Source organism: Cupriavidus pauculus (genome assembly GCF_008693385.1).
Classification (GTDB): Bacteria; Pseudomonadota; Gammaproteobacteria; order Burkholderiales; family Burkholderiaceae; genus Cupriavidus; species Cupriavidus pauculus_D.
In genome coordinates this window covers 1,518,785-1,540,196 of sequence record NZ_CP044065.1, presented here as the reverse complement: position 1 = coordinate 1,540,196, position 21,412 = coordinate 1,518,785, and the positions used below count along the sequence as shown (strand labels likewise).

The 21,412-nt window shown below is 68.3% G+C and carries 23 protein-coding genes; 3 read left to right on the top strand and 20 right to left on the bottom strand.

Going from position 1 to position 21,412, the window contains the following annotated elements; all coding sequences use genetic code 11:
• Positions 1-33: 33 nt before the first annotated feature.
• The 4 genes from FOB72_RS07030 to FOB72_RS07015 are packed head-to-tail and all read right to left on the bottom strand — an operon-like array spanning position 34 to position 4,504.
• Positions 34-1,104, bottom strand: a complete 1,071-nt coding sequence (locus tag FOB72_RS07030) for a glutathione S-transferase family protein (RefSeq protein WP_150371867.1) — start codon at positions 1,102-1,104, stop codon at positions 34-36.
• Positions 1,101-1,982, bottom strand: coding sequence for a tryptophan 2,3-dioxygenase (locus tag FOB72_RS07025; RefSeq protein ID WP_150371866.1), 882 nt, complete (start codon positions 1,980-1,982; stop codon positions 1,101-1,103). Before FOB72_RS07025 ends, FOB72_RS07030 begins: the two co-directional genes overlap by 4 nt.
• 27 nt (positions 1,983-2,009) lie before the next feature.
• Complete coding sequence (locus FOB72_RS07020) at positions 2,010-3,377, bottom strand: amidase (RefSeq protein ID WP_150371865.1); 1,368 nt, start codon at positions 3,375-3,377, stop codon at positions 2,010-2,012.
• On the bottom strand, positions 3,377-4,504 hold the full coding sequence (locus tag FOB72_RS07015; protein ID WP_150371864.1) for an iron-containing alcohol dehydrogenase: 1,128 nt from the start codon (positions 4,502-4,504) through the stop codon (positions 3,377-3,379). The genes FOB72_RS07020 and FOB72_RS07015 overlap by 1 nt, the downstream gene beginning before the upstream one ends.
• Positions 4,505-4,865: 361 nt before the next feature.
• Between FOB72_RS07015 and FOB72_RS07010 the strand changes: the two genes are divergently transcribed.
• From FOB72_RS07010 to FOB72_RS32785, 3 genes are all read left to right on the top strand, one after another.
• Entirely contained in the window at positions 4,866-5,519 is a 654-nt protein-coding gene (locus tag FOB72_RS07010) for a nitroreductase (RefSeq protein ID WP_150373782.1), read from the top strand.
• A gap of 124 nt (positions 5,520-5,643) precedes the next feature.
• Positions 5,644-6,450 (top strand): MetQ/NlpA family ABC transporter substrate-binding protein, encoded by an 807-nt coding sequence (locus FOB72_RS07005; RefSeq protein WP_150371863.1) that lies wholly within the window; start codon positions 5,644-5,646, stop codon positions 6,448-6,450.
• A gap of 91 nt (positions 6,451-6,541) precedes the next feature.
• The gene (locus FOB72_RS32785; protein WP_263364759.1) at positions 6,542-6,673 is read left to right on the top strand and encodes a hypothetical protein; all 132 of its coding nucleotides are present in this window, start codon (positions 6,542-6,544) and stop codon (positions 6,671-6,673) included.
• On the opposite strand, the gene hutH is transcribed toward FOB72_RS32785, so the two are convergent.
• The 16 genes from hutH to FOB72_RS06925 form a co-directional block, all read right to left on the bottom strand.
• Positions 6,670-8,235 (bottom strand): histidine ammonia-lyase, encoded by a 1,566-nt coding sequence (gene hutH, locus FOB72_RS07000; protein ID WP_150371862.1) that lies wholly within the window; start codon positions 8,233-8,235, stop codon positions 6,670-6,672. The two genes, FOB72_RS32785 and hutH, sit on opposite strands and share 4 nt — an antisense overlap.
• Before the next feature lie 3 nt (positions 8,236-8,238).
• A complete protein-coding gene (locus tag FOB72_RS06995) occupies positions 8,239-8,934 on the bottom strand; it encodes a 4'-phosphopantetheinyl transferase family protein (RefSeq protein WP_191002215.1) in 696 nt (231 codons plus the stop codon).
• Positions 8,934-9,383 (bottom strand): excinuclease ATPase subunit, encoded by a 450-nt coding sequence (locus tag FOB72_RS06990; RefSeq protein WP_150371860.1) that lies wholly within the window; start codon positions 9,381-9,383, stop codon positions 8,934-8,936. The genes FOB72_RS06995 and FOB72_RS06990 overlap by 1 nt, the downstream gene beginning before the upstream one ends.
• Positions 9,384-9,415: 32 nt before the next feature.
• Positions 9,416-10,654 carry a beta-ketoacyl-ACP synthase gene (locus FOB72_RS06985; protein WP_150371859.1) on the bottom strand — a complete coding sequence of 413 codons (1,239 nt, stop codon included), beginning with the start codon at positions 10,652-10,654 and terminating at the stop codon, positions 9,416-9,418.
• Positions 10,651-11,382, bottom strand: a complete 732-nt coding sequence (gene fabG, locus FOB72_RS06980) for a 3-oxoacyl-ACP reductase FabG (RefSeq protein WP_150371858.1) — start codon at positions 11,380-11,382, stop codon at positions 10,651-10,653. Before fabG ends, FOB72_RS06985 begins: the two co-directional genes overlap by 4 nt.
• The gene (locus FOB72_RS06975; RefSeq protein ID WP_223851450.1) at positions 11,379-11,858 is read right to left on the bottom strand and encodes a hotdog family protein; all 480 of its coding nucleotides are present in this window, start codon (positions 11,856-11,858) and stop codon (positions 11,379-11,381) included. The genes fabG and FOB72_RS06975 overlap by 4 nt, the downstream gene beginning before the upstream one ends.
• Complete coding sequence (locus FOB72_RS06970) at positions 11,855-13,045, bottom strand: beta-ketoacyl-ACP synthase (protein WP_150371857.1); 1,191 nt, start codon at positions 13,043-13,045, stop codon at positions 11,855-11,857. Before FOB72_RS06970 ends, FOB72_RS06975 begins: the two co-directional genes overlap by 4 nt.
• Positions 13,042-13,533, bottom strand: coding sequence for a DUF3261 domain-containing protein (locus FOB72_RS06965; protein ID WP_223851449.1), 492 nt, complete (start codon positions 13,531-13,533; stop codon positions 13,042-13,044). The genes FOB72_RS06970 and FOB72_RS06965 overlap by 4 nt, the downstream gene beginning before the upstream one ends.
• Before the next feature lie 119 nt (positions 13,534-13,652).
• On the bottom strand, positions 13,653-16,031 hold the full coding sequence (locus FOB72_RS06960) for an MMPL family transporter (protein ID WP_223851448.1): 2,379 nt from the start codon (positions 16,029-16,031) through the stop codon (positions 13,653-13,655).
• Positions 16,024-16,686, bottom strand: coding sequence for an outer membrane lipoprotein carrier protein LolA (locus tag FOB72_RS06955; protein WP_223851447.1), 663 nt, complete (start codon positions 16,684-16,686; stop codon positions 16,024-16,026). The genes FOB72_RS06960 and FOB72_RS06955 overlap by 8 nt, the downstream gene beginning before the upstream one ends.
• Positions 16,683-17,099, bottom strand: coding sequence for an acyl-CoA thioesterase (locus FOB72_RS06950; protein ID WP_150371855.1), 417 nt, complete (start codon positions 17,097-17,099; stop codon positions 16,683-16,685). Before FOB72_RS06950 ends, FOB72_RS06955 begins: the two co-directional genes overlap by 4 nt.
• Entirely contained in the window at positions 17,096-18,058 is a 963-nt protein-coding gene (locus tag FOB72_RS06945; protein WP_150371854.1) for an acyltransferase, read from the bottom strand. The genes FOB72_RS06950 and FOB72_RS06945 overlap by 4 nt, the downstream gene beginning before the upstream one ends.
• 19 nt (positions 18,059-18,077) lie before the next feature.
• Positions 18,078-18,830, bottom strand: a complete 753-nt coding sequence (locus tag FOB72_RS06940) for a glycosyltransferase family 2 protein (RefSeq protein ID WP_150371853.1) — start codon at positions 18,828-18,830, stop codon at positions 18,078-18,080.
• Complete coding sequence (locus FOB72_RS06935) at positions 18,827-20,587, bottom strand: AMP-binding protein (RefSeq protein ID WP_223851446.1); 1,761 nt, start codon at positions 20,585-20,587, stop codon at positions 18,827-18,829. Before FOB72_RS06935 ends, FOB72_RS06940 begins: the two co-directional genes overlap by 4 nt.
• On the bottom strand, positions 20,580-21,140 hold the full coding sequence (locus FOB72_RS06930) for a hypothetical protein (RefSeq protein ID WP_150371852.1): 561 nt from the start codon (positions 21,138-21,140) through the stop codon (positions 20,580-20,582). Before FOB72_RS06930 ends, FOB72_RS06935 begins: the two co-directional genes overlap by 8 nt.
• Entirely contained in the window at positions 21,140-21,403 is a 264-nt protein-coding gene (locus tag FOB72_RS06925; protein WP_109582665.1) for an acyl carrier protein, read from the bottom strand. The genes FOB72_RS06930 and FOB72_RS06925 overlap by 1 nt, the downstream gene beginning before the upstream one ends.
• Positions 21,404-21,412: the final 9 nt, after the last annotated feature.

Below are 21,412 nucleotides of genomic sequence, written 5' to 3'. Positions count from 1 at the left end.
ACGTGGCGCCCCTTTTTTACGTCCCGCGATCGCTCATGCAAGCGTCATGCGGGTCCCGCCCGTCAGCACATCCATATACGCGGAGGGGGGCAGCGATTCGATGGTGGCCTGCACGACTTCCTCGGCGATGGAAGGCCGCCGCACCAGCGCCTCGACATACCGTGCCACGAGAGGCAGATCGTTCCACATCGAGGCCAGCCCCAGATACGCGAGCCGCGTCAGGTTGACGCCCCAGAACACGTCGGCCAGCGAGAAATTCGCCCCCGTCACCCACGGTGCGCCCGCGCTGGGTAGCGTACATTCCAGATCGCGCAGCAGCGCCGCGACGTGCTCGCGCGTCTGGCGCTGGAAGCGCGCGTCGTGGGATACGGCCTTGCCGCCGCGCTCCTTGAGGATCTTGGCGCGATAGGCGTCGGCCAGTCCCGCATCGTCGGCATTGGCATCGATCATCGCTTCCAGCGCGAGGATCTTGGCGTCGTACACGGTTTCCATCACCGCGCGGAGTGCCGCGGGGCGACGGTCGGCGTCCGGGTGAAAGCCATAGAGCAGCGCGCCATTGGGAATGCGGTCGACGATACCCGCCTGCCGCATCACGGCATCGCGTGCCGCGCCGTCGTCCGGTATCAGCCGAACCGGGGCGGGCGACAAGCCATCGAGATAACTGCAGATGCGCAGCGAGTCCGCGATCACGCGGCCGGCTTCGTAGTCGATCAGCAACGGGACGACGCACGGGTCGAACCCCTCGGTCTCCACCGACGTGCGCCCCGTATAGCGATCGACGAACGGCTTGCCAATTTCGCGGCCGGCGTGGAGGCGCAGCCTGACGTAGGCGGGCGAATAGTGTTCGGCCGGCACGATGCGATCGCCCTGGATCGCGCTCAGGATCATCATGTCGTTGGAACGATAGGGCAACGCCTTCTCCGCGAGGACCGTGCGCACTTTCTGCGAACACAGCGAACTGGCCGCGTGGAATAGTTCGAAGCGCGGTGGCGAGTTCTGAAGCGAATGGGGTGCCGTTGCGCCGCCCACGAGATGGGATCGCCGTGGATCCGCCATGGCGGCCCGTGCGCCGGCCGCGAGCGTCATCAGATCGTCGATCGTCATGCGCGCCCCGCTGGCTTGTGCATGGGGCAGCCGGCCGGTGGGTCGCCGATGATCCCGCGCGCGGTCCACAGTTCGGGAAACGGCAGTTCTTCCATCGTCGGCAGCAGCCACGCGATGCCTTCGGTGCCGAAGTACGCCGGGCGATGGCCGAACGTGCGGCGCGTGGCCATCAGGTGCAGGTGCTTCCAGGCCAGGAATCCTTCCGTGATGTCGGCCAGCGTTTCCCCGAGCCCTCGCAACTGGACATGCCCGCCGGCATCGGCATAGATGTCGCGCCACGCGCGCTCCACGGCCTTGTCCGGCGCATAGGGCTGGCGATAATCGCGCTCCCGCACGTGCGCCGGTATCGCGAATCCCGCGCGATCGAGGGCCATCAGCACATCGTCATAGAGGCTAGGCGTGTCCAGCACCTGATTCAGCTGCTGCCAGCGTTCCGGCTGCGGCTCGAAGTGCTGGAGATGCTCGGCCTGCCGGATGCCGAACAAATACACCATCTGTCGATACGTCCATCCCTGCAAGGCCGTGTCCTTGCCATACTTCGCCACCGCGCGCGACAGGATCGCCAGCAGATCGGCCGGCGTCATCCATGCGATGGACTTCCACGTCGTATTGAGCGGCTCGTGGTGGGCCACGATGCGCCGCAGGGTCTCGATGGCGCCGGACAGTTGGTTGCGCCGCAGTTGCTGCTGGGCGGTCTGGATTTCGCGGACGATCAGCATCCAGTAAAGCTCGGACACCTGTACGGAGGTAATCCATGCATGCTCGCCGGGATGGTCGCTGACGGGCGTCTGCAGCGTGTGCAGCACGTCGGTCTGTATCCACGCGCTGTATGGGGTCTGTCCCGACGGTGTGATGCCGGGGGATGCGGATTCGCTCATCGTGCTCTCCTCTCTGGTGGGGTGTGGTCATGCGGCGATGCGTTCGCCCAGCAGCGTTTCGATCTGCTGGGCAATCTGGAGCAGCGCGCCGTCGTCGCCAGGCCGCGCGACGATCTGTAATGCCGCCGGCAGCACACCGGTTGCGGCCGGCAACGGCACGGAGATCGCGGGGAATCCCGCGATATTGAATGGCGCCGTGTATGTCATGAGGGCCTCCCGGACCGTGCCGGTCCACTCGCCGATGCGCACGTCGCTGGCGCCAAGCGACGGCGCCGTGCAGGGACACGTCGGCAGTACGAGGTAGTCCACCCCGGCCATCGCGTCGCGAAGGCGTGCCGTGAAGGCTCGGCGGACGTCCTGCGCGACGCCATACGTGCGCAGGTCCGTACGCTCCGCGCGGCGAAGGCGGTCCATCGTTTCCGCACCGTAGTGCGCTGCAATGCGATCCCACCCGTTGCGCCGGAAGTGTTCGATGCCGCCTTCCACGAGCACGATGGCCGCGAAGGCGTCGAAGACGCCCGCGAACAGCCGGGGCGCGCCGATATCGATGCAGGCGAACGTGCGCGCGAGGCGTTGCATGGCCGCATCGAACGCCGTGGCGACGTCGGGGGCGAGCGGCACGGGCGCGATCTCGCGCACGACGCCGATCCGCGCGGACAGCCATGCATCGCTTTCCGGCACGTCGATATGGAGCGCGTTGGCGAGCCAGAGCACATCGTCCACGTGGCGGCCGAGCAGGCCGAGGTGGTCGCAGCTGGGCGCGAGCGGAAAAACGCCGCGTGTCGACAGGGCATCGTGTGTCGGCTTGAATCCGGCCACGCCGCATAGTGCGGCCGGAATACGCACGGAGCCGCCGGTGTCCGTGCCCAGGCCCGCCGGCACGGCGCCGTGCGCGATGGCGGCGGCCGCGCCGCCGCTCGATCCGCCGGGAATACGAGACGGATCCAGCGGGTTGCGCGTGTCGCCGAAGTACGCGCTCGACGTGGTGACGCCCCATGCGAACTCGTGCGTGGTGGTCTTGCCCACGACGATGGCGCCGCGGTCCACGAGCGCGTGGACGACATCGGCATCGACAGCGGGACGATGACCGAGGTATGCGGACGAGCCGTAGCAGGTGTCGATCCCGCGCGTATCGATCAGATCCTTCACCGCGATGGGCAGGCCTTCGAGCGCGCGCGCGGTGCCATTGGCATAGCGGCGATCGCTTTCAGCGGCCGCCCGCAGCGCGCGGTCCCAGTCGATGGCGGCGAACGCGTTGACGGCCTGCCGGCTCGCCTCCGCGGCTTGCAGCGTACGCTCCGTCAGTGCCACGGCCGTGATCTCGCGCGTGACGAGCGCGTGGCGGAGCCCGCGCAGACTGTCGGCCGGGGCGGGCAATGCAGGGTTCGCGCGCATCACCACATGCCCTCCAGCAGCGCTTCCAGCTTGCGCGCGGCGTCGTCGCCAAGATCGCCCACTTCCGCCGGGTAGTGTTCCGCCAGCATCGAGGCGACCTCGCGCAGCGTGCCGCGCGGGATCTCGAAGCCGCGCAGCCGGCTTGGCAGATCGAGCGTATCGACCAGTCCGGCGATGAGGTCGGCCAGCCATTCCGCCGTAGTATCGCGGGTCGCCCCGGTCGCCGAAGTGCGGAAGATATCGAGCTTGTCGCCGTAGATTTCCGCGCATGCGCGAATCACCGGGGCGAGCGTGATGCAGGACGTCACGCTATGGGGCAGGCCGAACGTGCCACCGAGGATATGCCCGATGCGATGGCTGAGCCCGTAGATGACCGACGCCGGATAGAAGTAGCACTGCCAGGCGCCGAGCTGGAGCTGCAGCAGATCGTCCATCGAGACGTTGCCGGCCTCGAGCGCCGCGCGCGTGTCGAGGCGTTTCGGCCATCGCTCCAGCACGCCCAGAAAGCGCGCCACGCCGCGCGCCGCGAGCATCGCGTGCGGATGATCGGTGCCGACGCGGCGCATGCCTTCCATCGCATGATCGATGCCCTTGATCGCCGAGCTCAGCAGCAGTTCGCGCGGGGTGTCGACGATCAACTGGGGGTCGATCGTGACGAGCTTCGGCACGGTCTCCCGCACGGCGTAGCTGCGCTTGAACTTGCGCGGGCCGTCCGTCTCCGTCACGCCGAAGTAATGCGAGAACTCGGAGCCGGACAGCGTCGTCGGAAATGCGGCAATGGGCAGATGGTGGCCCGTCTCCGCGAAGTGGCGCGCCGACACTGCCTTTGCGGCGTCGAGCACGGAGCCACCCCCGAGCGCGACGATGGACTCCGCGCGCGCGTCGCGGCATGCGCGCAACGCCGCGTCCACGGCAAAGTCGGGCACATGGGCGGGCAATCCCGTGAATACGCCGACGCAGTCCGCGATGGCGGGCGCGAGATACGCGCGATGCAGCGCCTCCAAAAAGTTCACGGTCAGGACGATCGGGCGGCGCAGGCCATAGTCGCCGAGCGACGCGGCCACGGGCCGCAGGATGTCGTGTCCCCACACGACATGATCCTGCGGCAGGCATTTCAACTGGTCCATCTTGGCGTCTCCTCGTGCCATGTGTGTCGGAGACAAGATAGGGCATCCCGATTCGGCCGTGCGCGCCGCTTTCGCGAACATATCGTTCAGGAATCTGGACGCCGCGACTACACTCGTCATCAGGCACAGGGGCGGTGCATCGTTCAGGGATGTTGGACGCAGGATGCAAGCATTGCCATCTGTTCAGCGCGTGCCATGTGTCTATGATTTTTCTCCAGACGCACAAGCGAAATCACAACCACACTGACAACCACGACTGGAGAGTAATGCCATGGAGATGATGGAGATGGACAAGCAGATTGGGGCGGTCGCGTCGGCAGGCAATGCGGCGGCACTCGTGGCGGCACTGGTGGCGGCGACGATGCGCGAGCGCCGCAGCAAGCGGGCCTTTCTCGATACTCCCGTCCCGCTGGCCACGGTACGGGGCATCCTGTCGGCGGCGAGTCATGCGCCGAGCTCGAGCAATACGCAGCCCTGGCGTTGCTACGTGGTCACGGGGCATGCTCGTGAACGCGTCACCGAGGCGGCGGTCTCCGCCTATCGGGAGAATCCGGAGACGCTGCCGCTGCAGTACCCGTTCTTTCCCACGAACCTGCCGGCGCCGTTCGATGCGCGCTTCAGTACGTTCCGGGGGATGCTCGGCGATGCGCAGGGCGTGCCTCGCAGCGATATCGCCGGGCGGCGACGCGATGTCGAGCGTCAGTTCCGGTTCTTCGATGCGCCGGTCGGACTGATCTTCACCATGGATCGCCGGCTGGAGTGGGCGAGCTTTCTCTGCTACGGCTGCTTCCTGCAGAACATCATGCTCGCCGCCCGGTCCGAAGGGCTGGACACCTGTCCCCAGCAGATCTGGTCGCTGCAATCGACGGTGCTCCATCGGGAGCTCGGCATTCCCGAGGGAGAGATGGTGATTGCGGGAATGTCGCTGGGGTACGCCGACAACAGCGTGCCCGAGAACAATATGCGGCTGGCGAAGCTCGAACTGGAAGAGTTCGTGTCGTTCATCGACGCATGACAAACGGCGCATATCGATAGCCGAACTTATTCATTCCCTGATGGCGTAAGCGTCCTTACCATCCGTGACGCCCTCGTGCCACCCGCGCGGGGGCGAGCCAATACAACGCCCTACAGGAGCCATCATGCATCGCCGCCGTTTGTTCCAACTGTTCACCGCCGCCGCTGTTTCCGCGCTGGCGGCGCTGACCGCCACGCAGGCCCTCGCCGCCGACCAGGTCGTCCGCCTCGGCACGATGAGCGGGCCGGACGCGCAGATCTGGGAGGTCGTGCGTACGGTGGCCAAGCGCAATGGGTTGGACATCCGCATCGTCGAGTTCAACGACTATGCGCAGCCGAACGCCGCGCTCGATGCCGGCGATCTCGACGCCAACGGCTTTCAGCACCAGCCGTTCCTCGACAGCCAGATCGAGGCGCGCCGCTACAAGATCGTCAATGTGGGCCTGACCTACGTAGCGCCGATGGGTTTCTACTCGAGCAAGTACAAGTCGCTGTCGGACCTGCCGGAAGGCGCGAAGGTCGGTATCCAGAACGATCCGTCGAACGGTAATCGCGCGCTGCGGCTGCTGCAGGCCAAGGGCGTGATCACGCTGAAAACCGCCGCGGGCAAGAACGCCACGCCGCTCGATATCGCCTCGAATCCGAAGAAGCTCAAGTTCGTCGAACTGGACTCGGCGATCCTGCCGCGTTCGCTGAGCGACCTCGCCGCGGCATCGATCAATACCGATTACGCGGTCAAGGCCAACCTGTCGCCGACGCGCGATGCCATCGCGATCGAGGACCTGCGCGGCCCGTATGCGAACCTGATCGCGGTGCGCGCGCAGGACAAGGACAAGCCATGGGTCAAGCCGCTGGTTGCGGCGTATCAGTCGCAGGAAGTGAAGGATTTCCTCGACAGGCAGTTCAAGGGCGCGATTCTGCCGGCGTTCTGATCCCGATCCGCATAAGCTCTCGCGGAATCGATCGTTCCCGCGATGTCCGCGAGCGCCTAGACTGAAGGCACACCCTCATGGAGCCGGCATCATGAAGGATCTGCTCGACTGGATCACCGCCGCGGGCGTCGTCGTCCTGATCTATGCGGCGCTGCGCTATCCGCTCTATCCGCCGCGCGAGTCGCGCGACGGCTGTGCCGACGGCAGTTGCCGCGAGGATTAAGCGTCCTGCCAGCGGCCCGCGCGCATCTGCGCCAGCAGCGCGCGAAGCTCGGATTCGAGGGCCCGGTCCCGCGTCAGCAGCGGAATCGCGGCCTCGAGCCGCGAGAAGAACGGCTGCAGCGGCTGCGGCAGCGCACCACCCATCTTCAGGCGTAGCCCGATGCCCTGACGCACGGCCACAAGCATCGCGGCCGCCACCTGTTCCGTCAGCTCCAGCACCCGCAGGCAATCGCGGCTCGCGATCGTGCCCATGCTGACCTTGTCCTGGTTGTGGCACTCGGTCGAGCGCGAGAACGCGGTCGCCGGCATGGTCAGCTTCAACGCCTCCGCCGTCCACGCGGACGCGCCGATCTGCACGGCCTTCAGCCCATGGTTCAGCGGCGCCTCGTCGCCGGTGGCGCCCGACAGGTTCGCGGGCAGGCCATTGTTGTAGCGCGTATCGACGAGCGTCGCCAACTGGCGGTCCATCAGATCCGCCACGCTGGCCACCGCCGTCTTGAGCGCATCCATGGCCAGCGCGACATGGCCGCCGTAGAAATGGCCGCCATGCAGCACGCGCTGCTCGTCCGGATCCACTAGCGGATTGTCGTTCGCGCTGTTCAGCTCGGTTTCGATCCATCGGCGCGACCAGTCGAGCGCGTCTTCGAGCACGCCGATGACATGCGGCGCGCACCGCAGCGAATAGCGGTCCTGCAGACGGCTCGCATGGCGCGGCGCGCGCGAATCGCCGAGCAGCGTGCGGATACGCGCGGCGGCGCGCAACTGCCCGGGATGCGGCTTGGCACGGAACAGCGTCTCGTCATAGTGATAGGGATTGCCATCGACCGCCGCGACCGCACCGGCGGTCAGCGTGGCGGAGAGCGCGGCAAGATGCGCGGCGCGCGACCATGCGAGGCAGGCCAGGCCCGTCATCACGGCGGTGCCGTTCATGATCGCCAGCGCTTCCTTGGGCCGCAGCCGCAGCGGCGCGCGGCCGATTGCCGCAAGCGCCTCGGCCGCCGGCTGGCGCCGTCCCGCGTAGACGACCTCGCGCTCGCCGCACAACGCGGCCGCGACGTACGACAGCGGCGTGAGGTCGCCGCTTGCGCCCACCGAGCCTTCGGCCGGAATGCAGGGCAGCACGTCATGCGCGAGGAACGCGGCGAGTTGTTCGAGCAGCGCCGGGCTGACCGCCGAATAACCCTGACACAGCGACGCCAGCCGTGCCGCGAGCACGGCGCGCGTCTCGTCCGCTTCCAGCAGCCGCCCGAGCCCGCAGCCGTGGAACGTGTACAGATGCACGGGTAGTTCCCATGCGCGGTCCACGGGCACCGCGGTTTCGCACGAGTCCCCGTAGCCCGTCGTCACGCCATAGATGCGGCCATCTTCCTCGAGCAGCTGATCGAGAAACGCCATACCGCGCGTGATGCGCGCGCGGAAGTCCGGCGCATCGGACAGCACGGCCGTGGCCTCGCGGCGCGCGAGCGCGACGATCGCCTCGATCGCGAGCGGTGTACCGTCGAAGACGACCTGCGAAGGCGTGACGGTGTTGTCGGGAAGGTCGGGTACGGTGATTTCAGACATGATTCAGCGGGAAGACGTGTGCCGCGCGAGCTTCCAGTAGCGCGGCGGGGGAAAGCCGGGGAGGGTGCAGGTGCCCAGCGCCTCGGCGCTGAGGGCGAGTACGTGACCGTCCAGTTGCCACGTGCAGGCATTGGCCCGCGGGGGATCGGTGGCCGCCTCGAGCTGCAGGGCGTGGCCCAGCATGGTGGCGAAGAGGCCGTCGCCTTCGCGCTTGAGACCGGCCTCCTTGAGCGTCCATGCGTGGAGGAAGCATTGCAGCGTGTCGGTGCCCAGATGCGCGGCCAGGGCCCGCCGCTCGTCTGCGGTCGTGACGGCATCGTAGAGCGCATCGAGCCCCTTGCGCGGCGTGCAGGCCTCCACGTCGATACCGAGCGGCGCGGTGCCGAGCGCGCACGCGACGAGGTCGCCGCTGTGCGACAGCGACAGCGTGGCGGAGGGAAAGGCGGAAGCGGTGGCGGGACCCGACACGCGCGGCGGCGCATCGTCTTCGGCCGTCAGCGTCCAGTCGTGCCATGATCCGCCCATGGCCTCCGACAGCAGCACGCGCGCCAGCCATCGCCCCGCGATGAACTGCGCGCGGCGCGTTGCGGCATGGGTCGACCGCACCCGCGCGCATTCGCTCTCGGACATCCATGTGGAAGGCGACGGCGCCTGCTCGGCAAGCGCCGCCACGCTCCCATGGCGGATCCGGATGGTCATTACTGTCCCAGTTTCGCGTACGTGCCCTTGAGCGCGACGCCGACCACGACCGCGCCGGCATGGCATTCGTACTCCGCGGGATTCGTCACCTCGTTCTTCTTGTAGTAGCTGACGATATCGATCACTGCGTTGGCGCCCTTGGACTTGGCGGTGTCCTGCAGCGCGACCAGCGCGGACAGCGCGGCCCAGCGGCAGCCATCCTCGTCGCTCTTGCCCACGCCGTTGGTCTTGCGGTTCGTCACGCCGGAGTCGAAGCGCTCGAGCACGGGCGGCGTGGTCTGACCCGCCAGGAAGAAGCGGAACGACGGGTCCAGCTTGTCTTTTGCCTCGGGCATCGACAGTACGTCCTTGAGCGGCAGCATGTACCTGGTGTCGCGCGCGTGAGCGGGCGAGGCCAGCAGTGCGGCGGCACAGGTTGCGGCGGTGAGCAGGGAAGCCGTGAGTTTCATCGATGGACCTTGTTATTGGTTGATATGGGATTTCACTCGGTATCTTCGTTCCAGCGGCGGAAGATCAGCGACGTGTTGATGCCGCCGAATGCGAAGTTGTTGCTCATCACGTACTCGGTGTCGAGTTCGCGCGGCGCATGCATGATGTAGTCGAGTTCCGCGCAGCGCGGGTCGGGCGTGCGCAGGTTGAGGTTCGGCGCGAACCATCCGTCGCGCATCATCTCGATGGTCATCCACGCTTCCAGCGCGCCGCAGGCGCCGAGCGTATGGCCGATATAGCTCTTGAGCGTGCTCACGGGCACGCCCGCGCCGAACACCGCGTGGGTGGCGTGCGACTCGGCAATGTCTCCATGGTCGGTGGCGGTGCCATGCGCGTTGATATACCCGATGCGACCCGCGTCGAGCGCGGCGTCTTCCAGCGCCAGGCGCATCGCCACGGCCATCGTGTCGGCCTTGGGCTGGGTCACATGGGCACCGTCGCTATTGGTGCCGAAGCCGACGATCTCGGCCAGGATGCGCGCGCCGCGTGCGCGTGCATGCTCGAGTTCCTCGAGCACCAGCGTGGCGGCGCCTTCGCCTAGCACGAGCCCGTCGCGTTCGCTATCGAACGGGCGCGGCGTGGTCTCGGGCGCATCGTTGCGCGTGCTCGTGGCGAAGAGCGTGTCGAAGACCGCGGCTTCCGTGGCATCGAGTTCCTCGGCGCCGCCGGCCAGCATGGCGATCTGCCGCCCGCTGCGAATCGCCTCGTATGCGTAGCCGATGCCCTGGCTGCCCGACGTGCATGCGCTCGACGTGGTGACGATGCGTCCGGTAATGCCGAAGAACACGCCGATGTTCACGGCCGTGGTATGCGGCATCATGCGGATATACGTCGTCGCGCTGATGTCCTCGGTCGTGCGCTCCGTGCGCATGCGGCCGAAATCGGCAACGGCCTCGGGCGTGCCCGTGGACGAGCCGTAGGCGATGCCAAGCTTGCCGCCCGATACCAGCGGATGGCCGAGCAGCCCCGCTTCCCGCAGCGCGGTTTCGCTCGCCAGCACGGACATCAAGGCCACCTTGCCCATCGAGCGCGTGGCCTTGCGCGTGTAGTGGGGCGGCAGCGTGAGTTCCGGTACCGGCGCGCCCAGCCGCGTGTTGAGGCCCTTGATGTCATCCCAGTCGGCCATGCGCACCACGGTGTTGCGGCCGGAGGCGAGCGACTGGCGCACCGCGGCCCAGTCATTGCCGAGCGCCGAGATGGCGCCCGCACCTGTCACGACGACGCGCTTCATCCGAACATCCCCCCGTTGACCGAGATCACCTGGCGCGTGATGTAGCCCGCGTCGCGCGACATCAGGAAGGCGACCGTCGCCGCCACCTCGTCGGGCGAGCCGAGCCGGCGCGCCGGGATCATGCGCAACGCTTCCTCGCGCACGTGCGGCTCCACCATATCGGTGTCGATCAGGCCCGGCGCCACGCAGTTCACCGTGATGTCGCGCTTGGCCAGTTCGATCGCGAGTGCCTTGGTGGCGCCGATGATGCCGGCCTTGGCCGCGCTGTAGTTGGTCTGGCCGCGATTGCCCACGAGGCCCGACACCGAGGACAGCGTGACGATGCGGCCAGGCTGGCGGCGCTGGACCATCGGCATGACCAGCGGGTTCAGCACGTTGTAGAACGCGTCGAGGTTGGTGTGGACCACATCGTCCCATTCCTCGCCCGTCATCGCCGGAAACGCCGCGTCGCGCGCGATGCCCGCATTGCAGACCACGCCGTAGTACATGCCGTGCGCCTCGATGTCGGCCAGCAGCACGCGCGAGGTTTCCTCGCGCTGCGAAACATCGAAGCTCAGCACGCGAGCCTTGCGGCCGCACGCGCGCGCCGCGTCGGCCACCGATTCCGCTTCATCGCGGCGCGAACGGCAGTGGATGGCCACGTCGTAGCCTTCGCGGGCCAGGCGCAGCGCGATGGCGCGGCCGATGCCGCGCGACGATCCCGTGACCAGAACCGTGGGATTGCTCATACCTCTTGTCCTTGCAGAAACGCCCGCGCATCCGCAGGCTGGAAAACGGAAACGTTCGCGCGCGCCACTTCGCGGCCGTCCATGTCGATGCGGCACGCAAACTGGCCAAGACCGTTGTCGCCGATCAGTTCGGGCCGTACGCTGACGGTCAGCGTGCAGCCCACGGGAAAGTGCGACAGGTCGCATTCATAGCGGCGGGAACCGAGCAGGAAGCCCATGCCGGGCGGCTTGCCGTCGCGCCGGTCCCGCATGCCGGACCATGCGGCGATAGTTTGCGCCATGTACTCGATGCCGACCCATGCCGGCATGCCGCCGGCGTCGGCGAACAGCTGCGTGGCGCGGACTTCGGCGCGCGCGATGCATTGCGCGTCATCGGCGAACACCAGCGCGTCGAGCAGCAGCATGGCCCCGCCGTGCGGGACGACCTCGCGCACCGGGGGTAGCGCGTTGGGCGGTGGAAGGTTCGACGTCATCATGCGGCACCCATGACCAGCGTGCAATTGCTGCCGCCGAACGCGAACGAGTTGCTCAGCACGTAGCGCGGCGCGCGGCCGAGCGTGCCACCGGGTTCCGCGACGTGCAGCGCCGGCAGCGCGCCGTCGGCGGCGCCATCCCACCAGTGCGGGGGCAACTGCCCGCGCGGATTTCCCGCTATCGTCAGCCACATCAGGGCCGCCTCGACGGCGCCGGCCGCCGCCAGCGTATGGCCGGTCAGCGGTTTGGTCGAGCTGACGGGCACATCGGTGCCGAGCAGGTCGGCGACCGCATGCGCTTCCATGACGTCGTTGGCGGGCGTCGCGGTGCCGTGCAGATTCACGTAGTCGATGGCGTTCGGCTCGATGCCGGCGGTGGCGATCGCCTGCCGCATCGCGAGGCGCGCGCCTTCGCCTTGCGGGTCGGGCGCGGAGACATGGTGGGCGTCCGACGATTCGCCCCATCCGGCCAGCCGTACCGGGCCTGCCTCGCGCGACATGAGGAACAGGGCCGCGCCTTCGCCGAGGTTGATGCCGTTGCGGTTCGCGGACAGCGGGTTGCAGCGTGCGGCGCTGACCGATTCCAGCGCCGAGAAGCCGGCCACCGTGAACGCGCACAGCGTGTCGACGCCGCCGGCCAGCACGATGTCGGCCAGGCCGTGGCGCAGCAGCCGCGCGCCGGCGGCCATGGCCTTGGCGCCGGAGGAGCACGCGGTGGAGATCGCATAGGCGGGGCCGCGCGTGCCGAGGACCTTTGCCAGCAGCAGGGCCGGCGAGCCAAGTTCCTGCTGTCCATAGTGATAGGAAGCGGGCAGCGTGCCGTGCCGGGACAGATGCTGGATCGCGCGTTCCCCTTCGTGGATGCCGGAGGTGCTGGTGCCGATGATCACGGCGACGCGCGCGGGGCCGACACGCGCGATGGCGGCGTCCACGGTTTCGCGGATCTGCGACAGCGCGTCGAGCAGCATCATGTTGTTGCGGCTGCGATACGCATCGGGCAGCGCGCTCGCAAGCGAAGCGTCGTCAGAGAGGTCTGGCACCGTGCCAAGCAGCAGTGGCCGCCCCGTGCTGTAGCGGTCGGTGACTTCGCCGATGCCGGCGAGGTCGGTCTTCCACATCGCATCGCGCACGGCGTCGCGGCCGCGGCCCAGTGCGCAGGTCACGCCGACGGTATCGAGAAAAGCGGTCATTGGTCGGCTCCGGAAATGGCAGCGGGCAACGTGCGGATGGTCAGCCGATAGCCATCGCGGCGCTGCTCGATCAACGTGGTGGCGGGGTCGGGATAGCGAATGTCCACCACGACCTCGTCGCCCTGGCGCAGACGCCGCTGCGCGGGCGCGTCGTCGAGGGTCCAGCCCTGCGGCAGCGCGCCACGAATCGCCTCGGCGGGCCATACGGATAGCTGGAGGTCGCTGAGGATGCGCTCGGGTTGCACGGTATCGGGCGTCCACGGGGAGCGCGTGATGCGCAGATCCGCGCCATCCCAGTCGAGGCGCGCGAGCACCTGCCCACCGCCTATCGCGGCAAGCCGCGTGTGCCGGGCGTTGGCTTCGAGCAGAACCTGCAGCTCGCGATGCTCGCGCCGGCCTGCGTGCATGAAGTCCGCGGAGATCGATTGCTGCAGCGTCAGCGCACGGCCCAGCGAGGCGGGCGGCAACCGCAGCAGCGGCACGGGCATGGGAGCCCCAGGGGGTGCGCCAGGTGTCGAGGCCATGGGCGCGGCCGAGCCCGGTCCGGCCGGGCCCGCGCAAGCGGCCAGCCATGCCGGGACGAGGAGGGCAAGCAGCGTCGCCCGCCTCATGGCCGGAACCACGGTGACAACGCCCACACCGCCCCCACCCCCGCAAGCATGGTCACGCCGAACGCGTGCAGCGCGGGCGTCGAGGACAGCGCAAGCAGCCCGAAAGCCAGCAGCGTGCTCGCCGCGCCAAGCACGATCGCCGTCCACGACACCCCATCCCCCGGATGCTCCAGCAGGAAGATGCCATAGTCCACCCCCACGCCAAGCAGCAACGCAAGCGCCAGTACAGGAAACAGCTGAAGCGGCACCTGCAGCCACCCGAGCAACGCCACACTGCACAGGCCCGCCAGCAACGTCGGCACAAGCGCGCGCCACGAGGCCCGGCCATAACGCCACGCAAGCAGCACCGACACCGCGACCGCCCCGGCCAGCAGCAGCCACGTCATCAGCACCCGATAGTGATGGAGCAGACCGGTGAGATCGGCAATGCGATCGGCATACTCGACCCCGGGCGACCCCGACACCGCCGCCTCCACCGCGCTCGCGGCAGCCGGGTCCGCCAGACCGCGCAGCAGCACCACGCTGGCATAGGGCCCTGTCGAATGACCTTCACGGCCCAGCCACAGATGCCGCAGCGCCGCCGACACCGGGCTCGCCAGCCAGGCCGACAGCGTCAGGACATCGTTCGGCTGCGCATCGTCCGACGGCATGGCCACGCGCGTCGTGCGCAAGGCCTTGGCCACCCGCTCGCGCACCGCTTCCTCGAGCGGCCCCGTCAGCGCGGCATCGGCACGCTGCGTGGCAGCCGAGGGCACCCAGTCGGACAAGGCGATGACACCATCGAGACGACCCTGCGCAACCAGCCCGCGCAGCCGCGATTTCACGGCTTCTTCGCGCTCGAGCACCTGATCGGGCGAAGCACCGCGCACCAGCAGAAACTGCGTCGGACTCGGGCTGCCGAGCAGACGGCCGACCGTGCGCTGCGCATCGACCAGATGCGCGGGCGAGTTCTGCAACTGCCGCACATCGTCCACCACGCGCACCTGCAGCAGGCCGCTCACGATAAAGACCACCAGCGCCGCCCCGGCGATAAGCGTGGGCCGGTCCATGCGAGCGCGCGGCCAGCGCGCAAGCCCGCGCGTCAGCCATTCGGACATCCGCGTCGGGCGCAGGCGGCCGCGGTCGAGGAGCGGAAACCAGAGCACCACGGTCAGGAACGCGGCAACGAGACCGACCGCCGAGAACAGCGCCATCTGCCGCAGGCCGGGGAACGGCGCCACGCCGAGCGCCAGATAGGCTACGACGCTCGTCGAAAGCGCGAGCGCCATGCCCGGCAGCAGCAGCCGCATCGTGCTGGCCGGCGAGCGGTTGCCATTGGCCTGCCGCGTCACGAAGTAATGAATGCCGTAGTCTTCCGCCACTCCGACCAGGCTGGCACCGAACACGAGCGTGATCAGATGCACGCGATCGAACACGATGGCCGTCACCGAAATCGCGGCCGCGGTGCCAATGGCGAGCGACAGCGCCACCAGCACGATCGGGCGCATCGAACGAAATGCCAGCCAGACCAGCAGCAGCACCGCGGCCAGCGAACCGAAACCGATCACGTTGATCTCGAAGCTCGCGCGCGCCGCCGCCGCTTCCGCATGCAGCGGAATGCCGGCCGATACCACGCGAACGCCCGCGTTGTCCCGCCGCGCGCGGGCTTCCGCCGCGGCAAGGAGGTCGCCATAGTCGGTGTCGCCCCCGACCGAAAACGCGGGCTTGCCAATGCGGTACGTGAGCAGAATCCACTGCATGCCGTCGGCGGTGAACGAAGGCAGCCCGTCGCGCTCGCGCACGCGCGTCACGTCCGCGCGCGCAAGCCACCAGTCCTGCCAGAGGCCGAGCGGATCCGCAGCCCAGCCCGTGAGCGCGGAGCCCGAAGAAATCTGATAGAGGCGGGCCAGTGCCTGCTGCGACAACGCATCGGCATCGGCGTGGGTCAGTTGCGCGCGTTGCGCGTCGGTCAGCAGCCGGCCGCGCCATGGCCGATAGAACGCCAGCGCCGCATCGAGGTCGAACGTGCCGAGCTTGTCGATGGGCTTGAGCAGTTCGGGATGCGCGCCCGTGACCGCGCGAATGCCGTCCGCCGCGTGGCGTGCCGCCTGCCAGTCCGGGGCCCCGACGAGCACCACGACCTCGCGCGAGACATCCTCGGCGAGCTGCCGCAGCACGCGGTCCGCCGTGGCCGTGCGCTCGCTCGACGGCAGCAGGGCCATGATGTCGGTATCGACGCGCCCGTCGCGCCAGAAATTCGCCTGATGCCAGCCGAGCGCGAGCACGGCCAGCAGCCAGAGGACCGCGAGCACCCGCGCGAACGGGGACATCGGCACCAGGGCACTTGCCCCGGTATCGGCAACACCGGCGGAGGCGTGGTGAATCGGCTTACTCAAAACGCTGTGCCTCCGCCGCGGAAAGTTGCGGTGACGCGGTGGGATCGATCAGCCGGATCTGCGTGGTATCGCCGCCGGCCTCATCCATGCGGATGCTGCGCACGAAGCGGTCGCCGGACAGGTCGATGCGCGTGAACGCGCGGCGGATTCCCGCATCCGTCGGCGTGAGCGTCAAGGCCCAGCCGTCCTTGCCCGTCTTGCGCGCGTCCACACTGAAGCGCGGCAGCAGCGACGAAAAGTCGCCGCGCAGCAGCGCGACCATCGATTCGCCCAGAATCCGCATTGCGGGCTGATTGTCGGCCGCCATGCGCTGCTGCACCTGTCCATCGGCACCGCGCACGACGAGCTGCGTCGGGGTGACGACGAGGCTCGACGCCACCGGTTCGCGCGTGGTCCACGCGAGCCCGTGCTCGCGCGCGAGCACGAAGTCGCCCTTCGATACGAGGGGCGTGGCGAATCCCGCCAACTGCCGCCGTTGCTCGAAGCGGCCGCGAATGACCGGTGCATCCGAGAGCCGCGCGGTGATGTCGTGCAGCGTGTCGGGGCCTTTTCCGGACGTCTTCTCCGCTGCCACGGCGAGCGTGCCCGTCCCCGCGAAAGCAACGCACGCGGTCATCGCCAGCACGATCGCGCGGCGGTCGACGATCCGGCTCATGGCTTCACTCCCAGCCGCTCCCACAGCACCGGCGGGCACTCGTAGCACATCTCGCCGGTCTGCATATCGACGGCGACCTGCACCGAGTAGCCCTTGGTCAGGCGCTCGCCCGTGGCGGCATCGCGCAGCAGGTAATCGATCTTGAGCCGATGCTCCCATTCGACGATCGTCGCGCGAACCGTGACGCTCTGGCCATAGACGATCGGCCGCACATAGCGCAGACGCAGGTCGACCACGGGCCATGCATAGCCCGAGTCGCGCATGGCGGGGTAGTCATACCCGAACTTCTGGAGCAGGGCGGTACGCGCCAGCTCGACGTAGCGGGCATAGTTGCCGTGCCACACCACGTTCATCGGATCGAGGTCGTGGAACGCGGGGCTCAGCGTAATGTCGTGACTCAGTACTGGGTTCATGGGTTCGGGCTTGCCCAGAAGTCGTAGAAGTTGAACCAGTCGTATGGCGACTGCACCAGCAGCCCCTCCAGCCATGCGGCATAGGCGCTCGCATGATGGGCCAGGGCTTCGGTGCGCCGCGCGCGGGGCAGGGCCACTTCGCGCGCCAGTTCGGTAAAGCGGAGCAGATGGCCGTCGCCCTGCCGGATGCATCCCATCGCGAACAACGGGCAGTCGAGCAGCGCGGCCAGCACGTATGGACCGATCGGAAACTGCGCGGGCGCGCCGAGAAACGGCACGGTGACCGTGCGTCCACCGTGGACGGGAATACGATCGCCCGCGATGGCCACAAACTCGCCCGCGTTCACACGATCGGCCAGTTGCTGCGCGGTCGCCGGCGTGATGTCGTCGATCTGCAGCAACTGCAGCGTGCTGTCGGCATCGAGCCGCGACAGCATGCGGTTGAACCGCTGCGCATGCGCGGTGTGCACGAGCACGGTCAGCCGCAGTCCCGCGCGCTTCTGCGCGAGCGCGCGGCAGAGTTCGAGGCACCCCATATGCGCGGTGACGATGATGCCGCCACGCCCGGTGTCCAGCTGGCGCTCGAGCACCTCGACCCCTTCGCGCGCGACGTTCTCGAACGGATAGCGGCCGCTGATGGCCAGCAGCTTGTCGAGCAGCGTCTCGGCGAACGCGTACAGGTGCCGCAACGTATGCCGCGCCCCGGGTACGACGTGGTCGCCCGCAGTCCGATGCAGCCGGCGCAGATAGTCCAGCGACGCGCGTCGCGCCACCGGCCGTGCCAGCCAGTAGTACATCACCACCGGATAGAGGGCCACGCGGAAGACCGAGCGGCCCAGCACGCGATGCACGGCATAGAGCCACCAGATACCCCATACGCACGTCGCTTCCCCAATGCGGCTCCAATGGCGCGCGCCATCCCGCGAGGCAGCGAGGTTGTCGGGGGCAAGGGATCGCATGGCCGTCGTCTCCGTGTGCTCAGGCGAGCTTGCGCGCGAGCAGCATCGGCAGCCTGCCGAGCATGCCGAAGAACAGTCGCGTATGCATCCACGAGATGCGCACGTTGTCGCGCCACATGCGGAAGTGCGAAACGCCATCGCTCGGATAGGTCACGGGCGTGGCGATATTCAGCACGGAGATGCCGCGCCACACCAGATGCACGAGCACCTCGGTGTCGAACTCCATGCGCGGGCCGATGCGCGTCGTGCGCGTGAGCGGCACCACCGCGGCAAGCGGATAGACACGCAGCCCGCACATCGAATCGCGGATGGCGAAAGAGAGCGTATGCACCCAGACCCAGACGTGCGTGACATACCGGCCGATCAGCCGTCCGCGCGGCACCGATGCGTCGTAGAGCGGCGTGCCGCATACGATCGCCTCGGGGTGGCGCCGCGCGAGGTCGAAGAACGCCGGAATGCAGTCGGCATCGTGCTGGCCATCGGCGTCGATCTGCAGGGCGTGCGTATAGCCCGCCTGCCATGCGGCATCGAAGCCTGCCATCACGGCCGCGCCCTTGCCCTGGTTGCGCGGGAGGCGAATCAGCGTCACACGGCCGTCGGCGCGTGCCGCGAGGTCGCGCAGCACCGCCGCGCAGGATGCGCTGCTGCCATCGTCGATCAGCAGGCACGGCACGGGATGCGCGAGGATGGCATCGACCATCGCACCGATCGCGCGTTCGTGGTTGTACACGGGCACCAGCACCACGGGGCGGAAGTCGGCTGCGGCGGTCATGCGGGGCTCCGGAATGCGACGCGCCCGCTCGCGTGCGGGCCCGCGTCGGAGGTCAGGCGGAAGGCCAGCGCATGCTTGTCCGCATGCCATTCGAGGTCCATCCGTACCTGCATGCCCGGGCGAATGATGCCCTGGAACTTCAGCACGTCGAGCCGCATGAACGCGGTGCGCGACGGCACGGGCAGCGCCTGCGGGGCCAGTGTCATGACCCAGTCGACCTGGGCGACACCGGGCACGATCGGCGCGCCGGGAAAGTGCCCGTCGAACACGGCCAGATGCGCATGCACGTCGAGCATCGCCGCGGCCTTGCAGGGTTCGCGTTCGATCCAGGTCACGGACGGCAGCGTCTGCCGGAACAGGTCCCGCAACGCGGCGTCGGTCGTCTTGCCCTGGGTATTGGCGGGCAGGTCGTCGCGCGTGGCATGCCAGCGGCGCGGCACGGCGAGCGGGTCGACGCTGCCGGCCAGCGATGCCTTGAGCGCGGCAATCCATGCCGCGCGGCCGCGTTCCGCCAGCGCGGCATCGCCTTCGTCGGTCAATGCAAGTGCCGCGGCCACGCGCGTGCCGACGGGCAGGTCCATCAGCAGCACGCGCGCGTCGCGTACCCATGGAGATGCCACGAGCGCCTGCTCGATGGCGGTCAGCGAGATACGCTTTTCCTCGATCTTCGCGACGCGATCGGCGCGGCCCTGCAGCACGAAGCTGTCGTCCGCGTCGGCGTAGGCGAGGTCCGGGCAGACGTACCAGCCGTCGTCGGGCAGATGCGGAGAACGTACCGCGAGGAAGCGCTCCTCGATGCGCCATGCGACGCCCGGCAGCGGCGCCCAGCGGTCGCCATGCGCGGCGCGCTGGCGCCACGCGATGCCGCCGGTCTCGGAACTGCCGAAGACTTCGATCGGCGACTGGCCCAGTTGCCGCAGCGCGTCGTCGGCCGCGGCGGGCGGCAGTGGCCCGCCGGAAGAGAACACCGCGCCGACGCGCTCGCGCACGGGTCCCCAGTCGAGCCCTTCGGGCAACCGGCGCAGATGGGCGGGGCTCGTGACAAGCACGGCCGTCCGCGGCATCGCACCGCAGCGCGTCACGAGTTCCTCGTTGAACGCCAATCGGTCATCGGGCAGCGGCCTGCCCGCGGCAAGCGGCCACAGCACGCAGAACAGCAGCCCATAGATATGCTGATGCGAAACGGTGGCGAGCACTTGCGCGTCGGCGGCGAGGCGCGCGCCGAATGCGGCTTGCAGCGTGGCCGTCTCGGCGTCCAGCTGTGCAAGCCGCTTCTCGATCGCGGTCGGCGTGCCGGTGGAGCCCGACGTAAACAGCGTGATGCCCGCGTCCTCGGGCAGCGGGGGCCAGTCCAGCGGGGGGTAGCCATATGCCGGCGACGCCGTCGAGGGGGAGGGCACAAGGCCGCCCGGCATCTCGCCGGCCCAGCCATCGGTATGCGCGCGCAGCGCATCGAGCGTATCGGCGCGGAGGTCGCCCGGCAGTACGACGTGCTTGCCTGCGTGCCATGCGCCGAACAGGGCCGCGGCAAATTCTTGCGGCGACTCGATGTACAGGGCCCACCGGCGGCCCGGCGCCGCGGCGAATACCGCGCGCCACGCGGCCGTGCTCGCGAGGAGCGAGGCGGATTGCGTCGGGTCTTGCGTCGGGTCTTGCGTCGGGTCTTGCGCGTGGCCGTGAGCGGTCCGCCGTGCGAGCGCGCCCATCGCGCCGCGCACACCGCGCCACGCGCCGTCCGTCGTTCGCACCTCAGGCATGTCCATTCCTTTGCCCGTTCCCCGCCATGACGCGGCGCCGCACGAGCCACTCGCCACCGAACATGGTGCCGATCAGCACATAGGCGATCGCGCCGTTATAGAGCGCCCACGTGGCGTCATCGGCAAACAGCGCAGTCAGCAGCGCCATGGCGCCGTTGCAGCAGAAGAACACGCACCACGCAACCGTGACCTTGCGCGTGTAGGCCACGCCGGCCGGCGGCAAATCCGGTTCCCGCAGACGTGCGATACGTTCGACCACGGTCGGCGGATGCCACAGGCTCCAGCCGAAGAGCGCGAGCATCAGCGCATTGATAAAGACGGGATAGAGCTTGAGCGGCATCGCGTCGCCCGAGGCGAACACCACGAGCGCCACGGCGCCGGCGGCCAGCGCCATCGCGCGCGCGCCGGCCTGCCTGCCGGTGGCGAGGCGCAGCACCAGCATGGCGATCAGGAAGAGCGCCACGATGCGGGGCGGCCAGTACTGGAGCCCCACATAGACGACAACCGGGTAGCAGAGCGTCATCGCTACCAGGCCGATCTTGCGCCACGACATCAGGCCGTCGCGGAAGTATCGGAGTCGATCAGCAGCGCAAGCGCTTCCACCACGTCCTGAATGGTACGGACGGACTTGAAGTGCTCGGGCTTCAGGGGCTTGTCGAGCATCGGTTTCAGTTTCACCAGAAGGTCCACCGCGTCGATGCTGTCGATGTCGAGGTCTTCATACAGGCGCGCGTCGGGTCGGATGCGGTCCGCATCGATCTCGAAGGAGTCCTGGAGCACCGCGGAGATCCGCGCGAAGATTTCGTCGTGAGTCATGGCCATGCC

Excerpts from the sequence above, each read along its gene's own strand:
- FOB72_RS07030 (WP_150371867.1), bottom strand. The coding sequence starts at position 1,104 with ATGACGATCGACGATCTGATGACGCTCGCGGCCGGCGCACGGGCCGCC.
- FOB72_RS07025 (WP_150371866.1), bottom strand. The coding sequence starts at position 1,982 with ATGAGCGAATCCGCATCCCCCGGCATCACACCGTCGGGACAGACCCCA.
- FOB72_RS07020 (WP_150371865.1), bottom strand. The coding sequence starts at position 3,377 with ATGCGCGCGAACCCTGCATTGCCCGCCCCGGCCGACAGTCTGCGCGGG.
- FOB72_RS07015 (WP_150371864.1), bottom strand. The coding sequence starts at position 4,504 with ATGGACCAGTTGAAATGCCTGCCGCAGGATCATGTCGTGTGGGGACAC.
- FOB72_RS07010 (WP_150373782.1), top strand. The coding sequence starts at position 4,866 with ATGCGCGAGCGCCGCAGCAAGCGGGCCTTTCTCGATACTCCCGTCCCG.
- FOB72_RS07005 (WP_150371863.1), top strand. The coding sequence starts at position 5,644 with ATGCATCGCCGCCGTTTGTTCCAACTGTTCACCGCCGCCGCTGTTTCC.
- FOB72_RS32785 (WP_263364759.1), top strand. The coding sequence starts at position 6,542 with ATGAAGGATCTGCTCGACTGGATCACCGCCGCGGGCGTCGTCGTCCTG.
- hutH (WP_150371862.1), bottom strand. The coding sequence starts at position 8,235 with ATGTCTGAAATCACCGTACCCGACCTTCCCGACAACACCGTCACGCCT.
- FOB72_RS06995 (WP_191002215.1), bottom strand. The coding sequence starts at position 8,934 with ATGACCATCCGGATCCGCCATGGGAGCGTGGCGGCGCTTGCCGAGCAG.
- FOB72_RS06990 (WP_150371860.1), bottom strand. The coding sequence starts at position 9,383 with ATGAAACTCACGGCTTCCCTGCTCACCGCCGCAACCTGTGCCGCCGCA.
- FOB72_RS06985 (WP_150371859.1), bottom strand. The coding sequence starts at position 10,654 with ATGAAGCGCGTCGTCGTGACAGGTGCGGGCGCCATCTCGGCGCTCGGC.
- fabG (WP_150371858.1), bottom strand. The coding sequence starts at position 11,382 with ATGAGCAATCCCACGGTTCTGGTCACGGGATCGTCGCGCGGCATCGGC.
- FOB72_RS06975 (WP_223851450.1), bottom strand. The coding sequence starts at position 11,858 with ATGATGACGTCGAACCTTCCACCGCCCAACGCGCTACCCCCGGTGCGC.
- FOB72_RS06970 (WP_150371857.1), bottom strand. The coding sequence starts at position 13,045 with ATGACCGCTTTTCTCGATACCGTCGGCGTGACCTGCGCACTGGGCCGC.
- FOB72_RS06965 (WP_223851449.1), bottom strand. The coding sequence starts at position 13,533 with ATGCCCGTGCCGCTGCTGCGGTTGCCGCCCGCCTCGCTGGGCCGTGCG.
- FOB72_RS06955 (WP_223851447.1), bottom strand. The coding sequence starts at position 16,686 with ATGAGCCGGATCGTCGACCGCCGCGCGATCGTGCTGGCGATGACCGCG.
- FOB72_RS06950 (WP_150371855.1), bottom strand. The coding sequence starts at position 17,099 with ATGAACCCAGTACTGAGTCACGACATTACGCTGAGCCCCGCGTTCCAC.
- FOB72_RS06945 (WP_150371854.1), bottom strand. The coding sequence starts at position 18,058 with ATGCGATCCCTTGCCCCCGACAACCTCGCTGCCTCGCGGGATGGCGCG.
- FOB72_RS06940 (WP_150371853.1), bottom strand. The coding sequence starts at position 18,830 with ATGACCGCCGCAGCCGACTTCCGCCCCGTGGTGCTGGTGCCCGTGTAC.
- FOB72_RS06935 (WP_223851446.1), bottom strand. The coding sequence starts at position 20,587 with ATGCCTGAGGTGCGAACGACGGACGGCGCGTGGCGCGGTGTGCGCGGC.
- FOB72_RS06930 (WP_150371852.1), bottom strand. The coding sequence starts at position 21,140 with ATGTCGTGGCGCAAGATCGGCCTGGTAGCGATGACGCTCTGCTACCCG.
- FOB72_RS06925 (WP_109582665.1), bottom strand. The coding sequence starts at position 21,403 with ATGACTCACGACGAAATCTTCGCGCGGATCTCCGCGGTGCTCCAGGAC.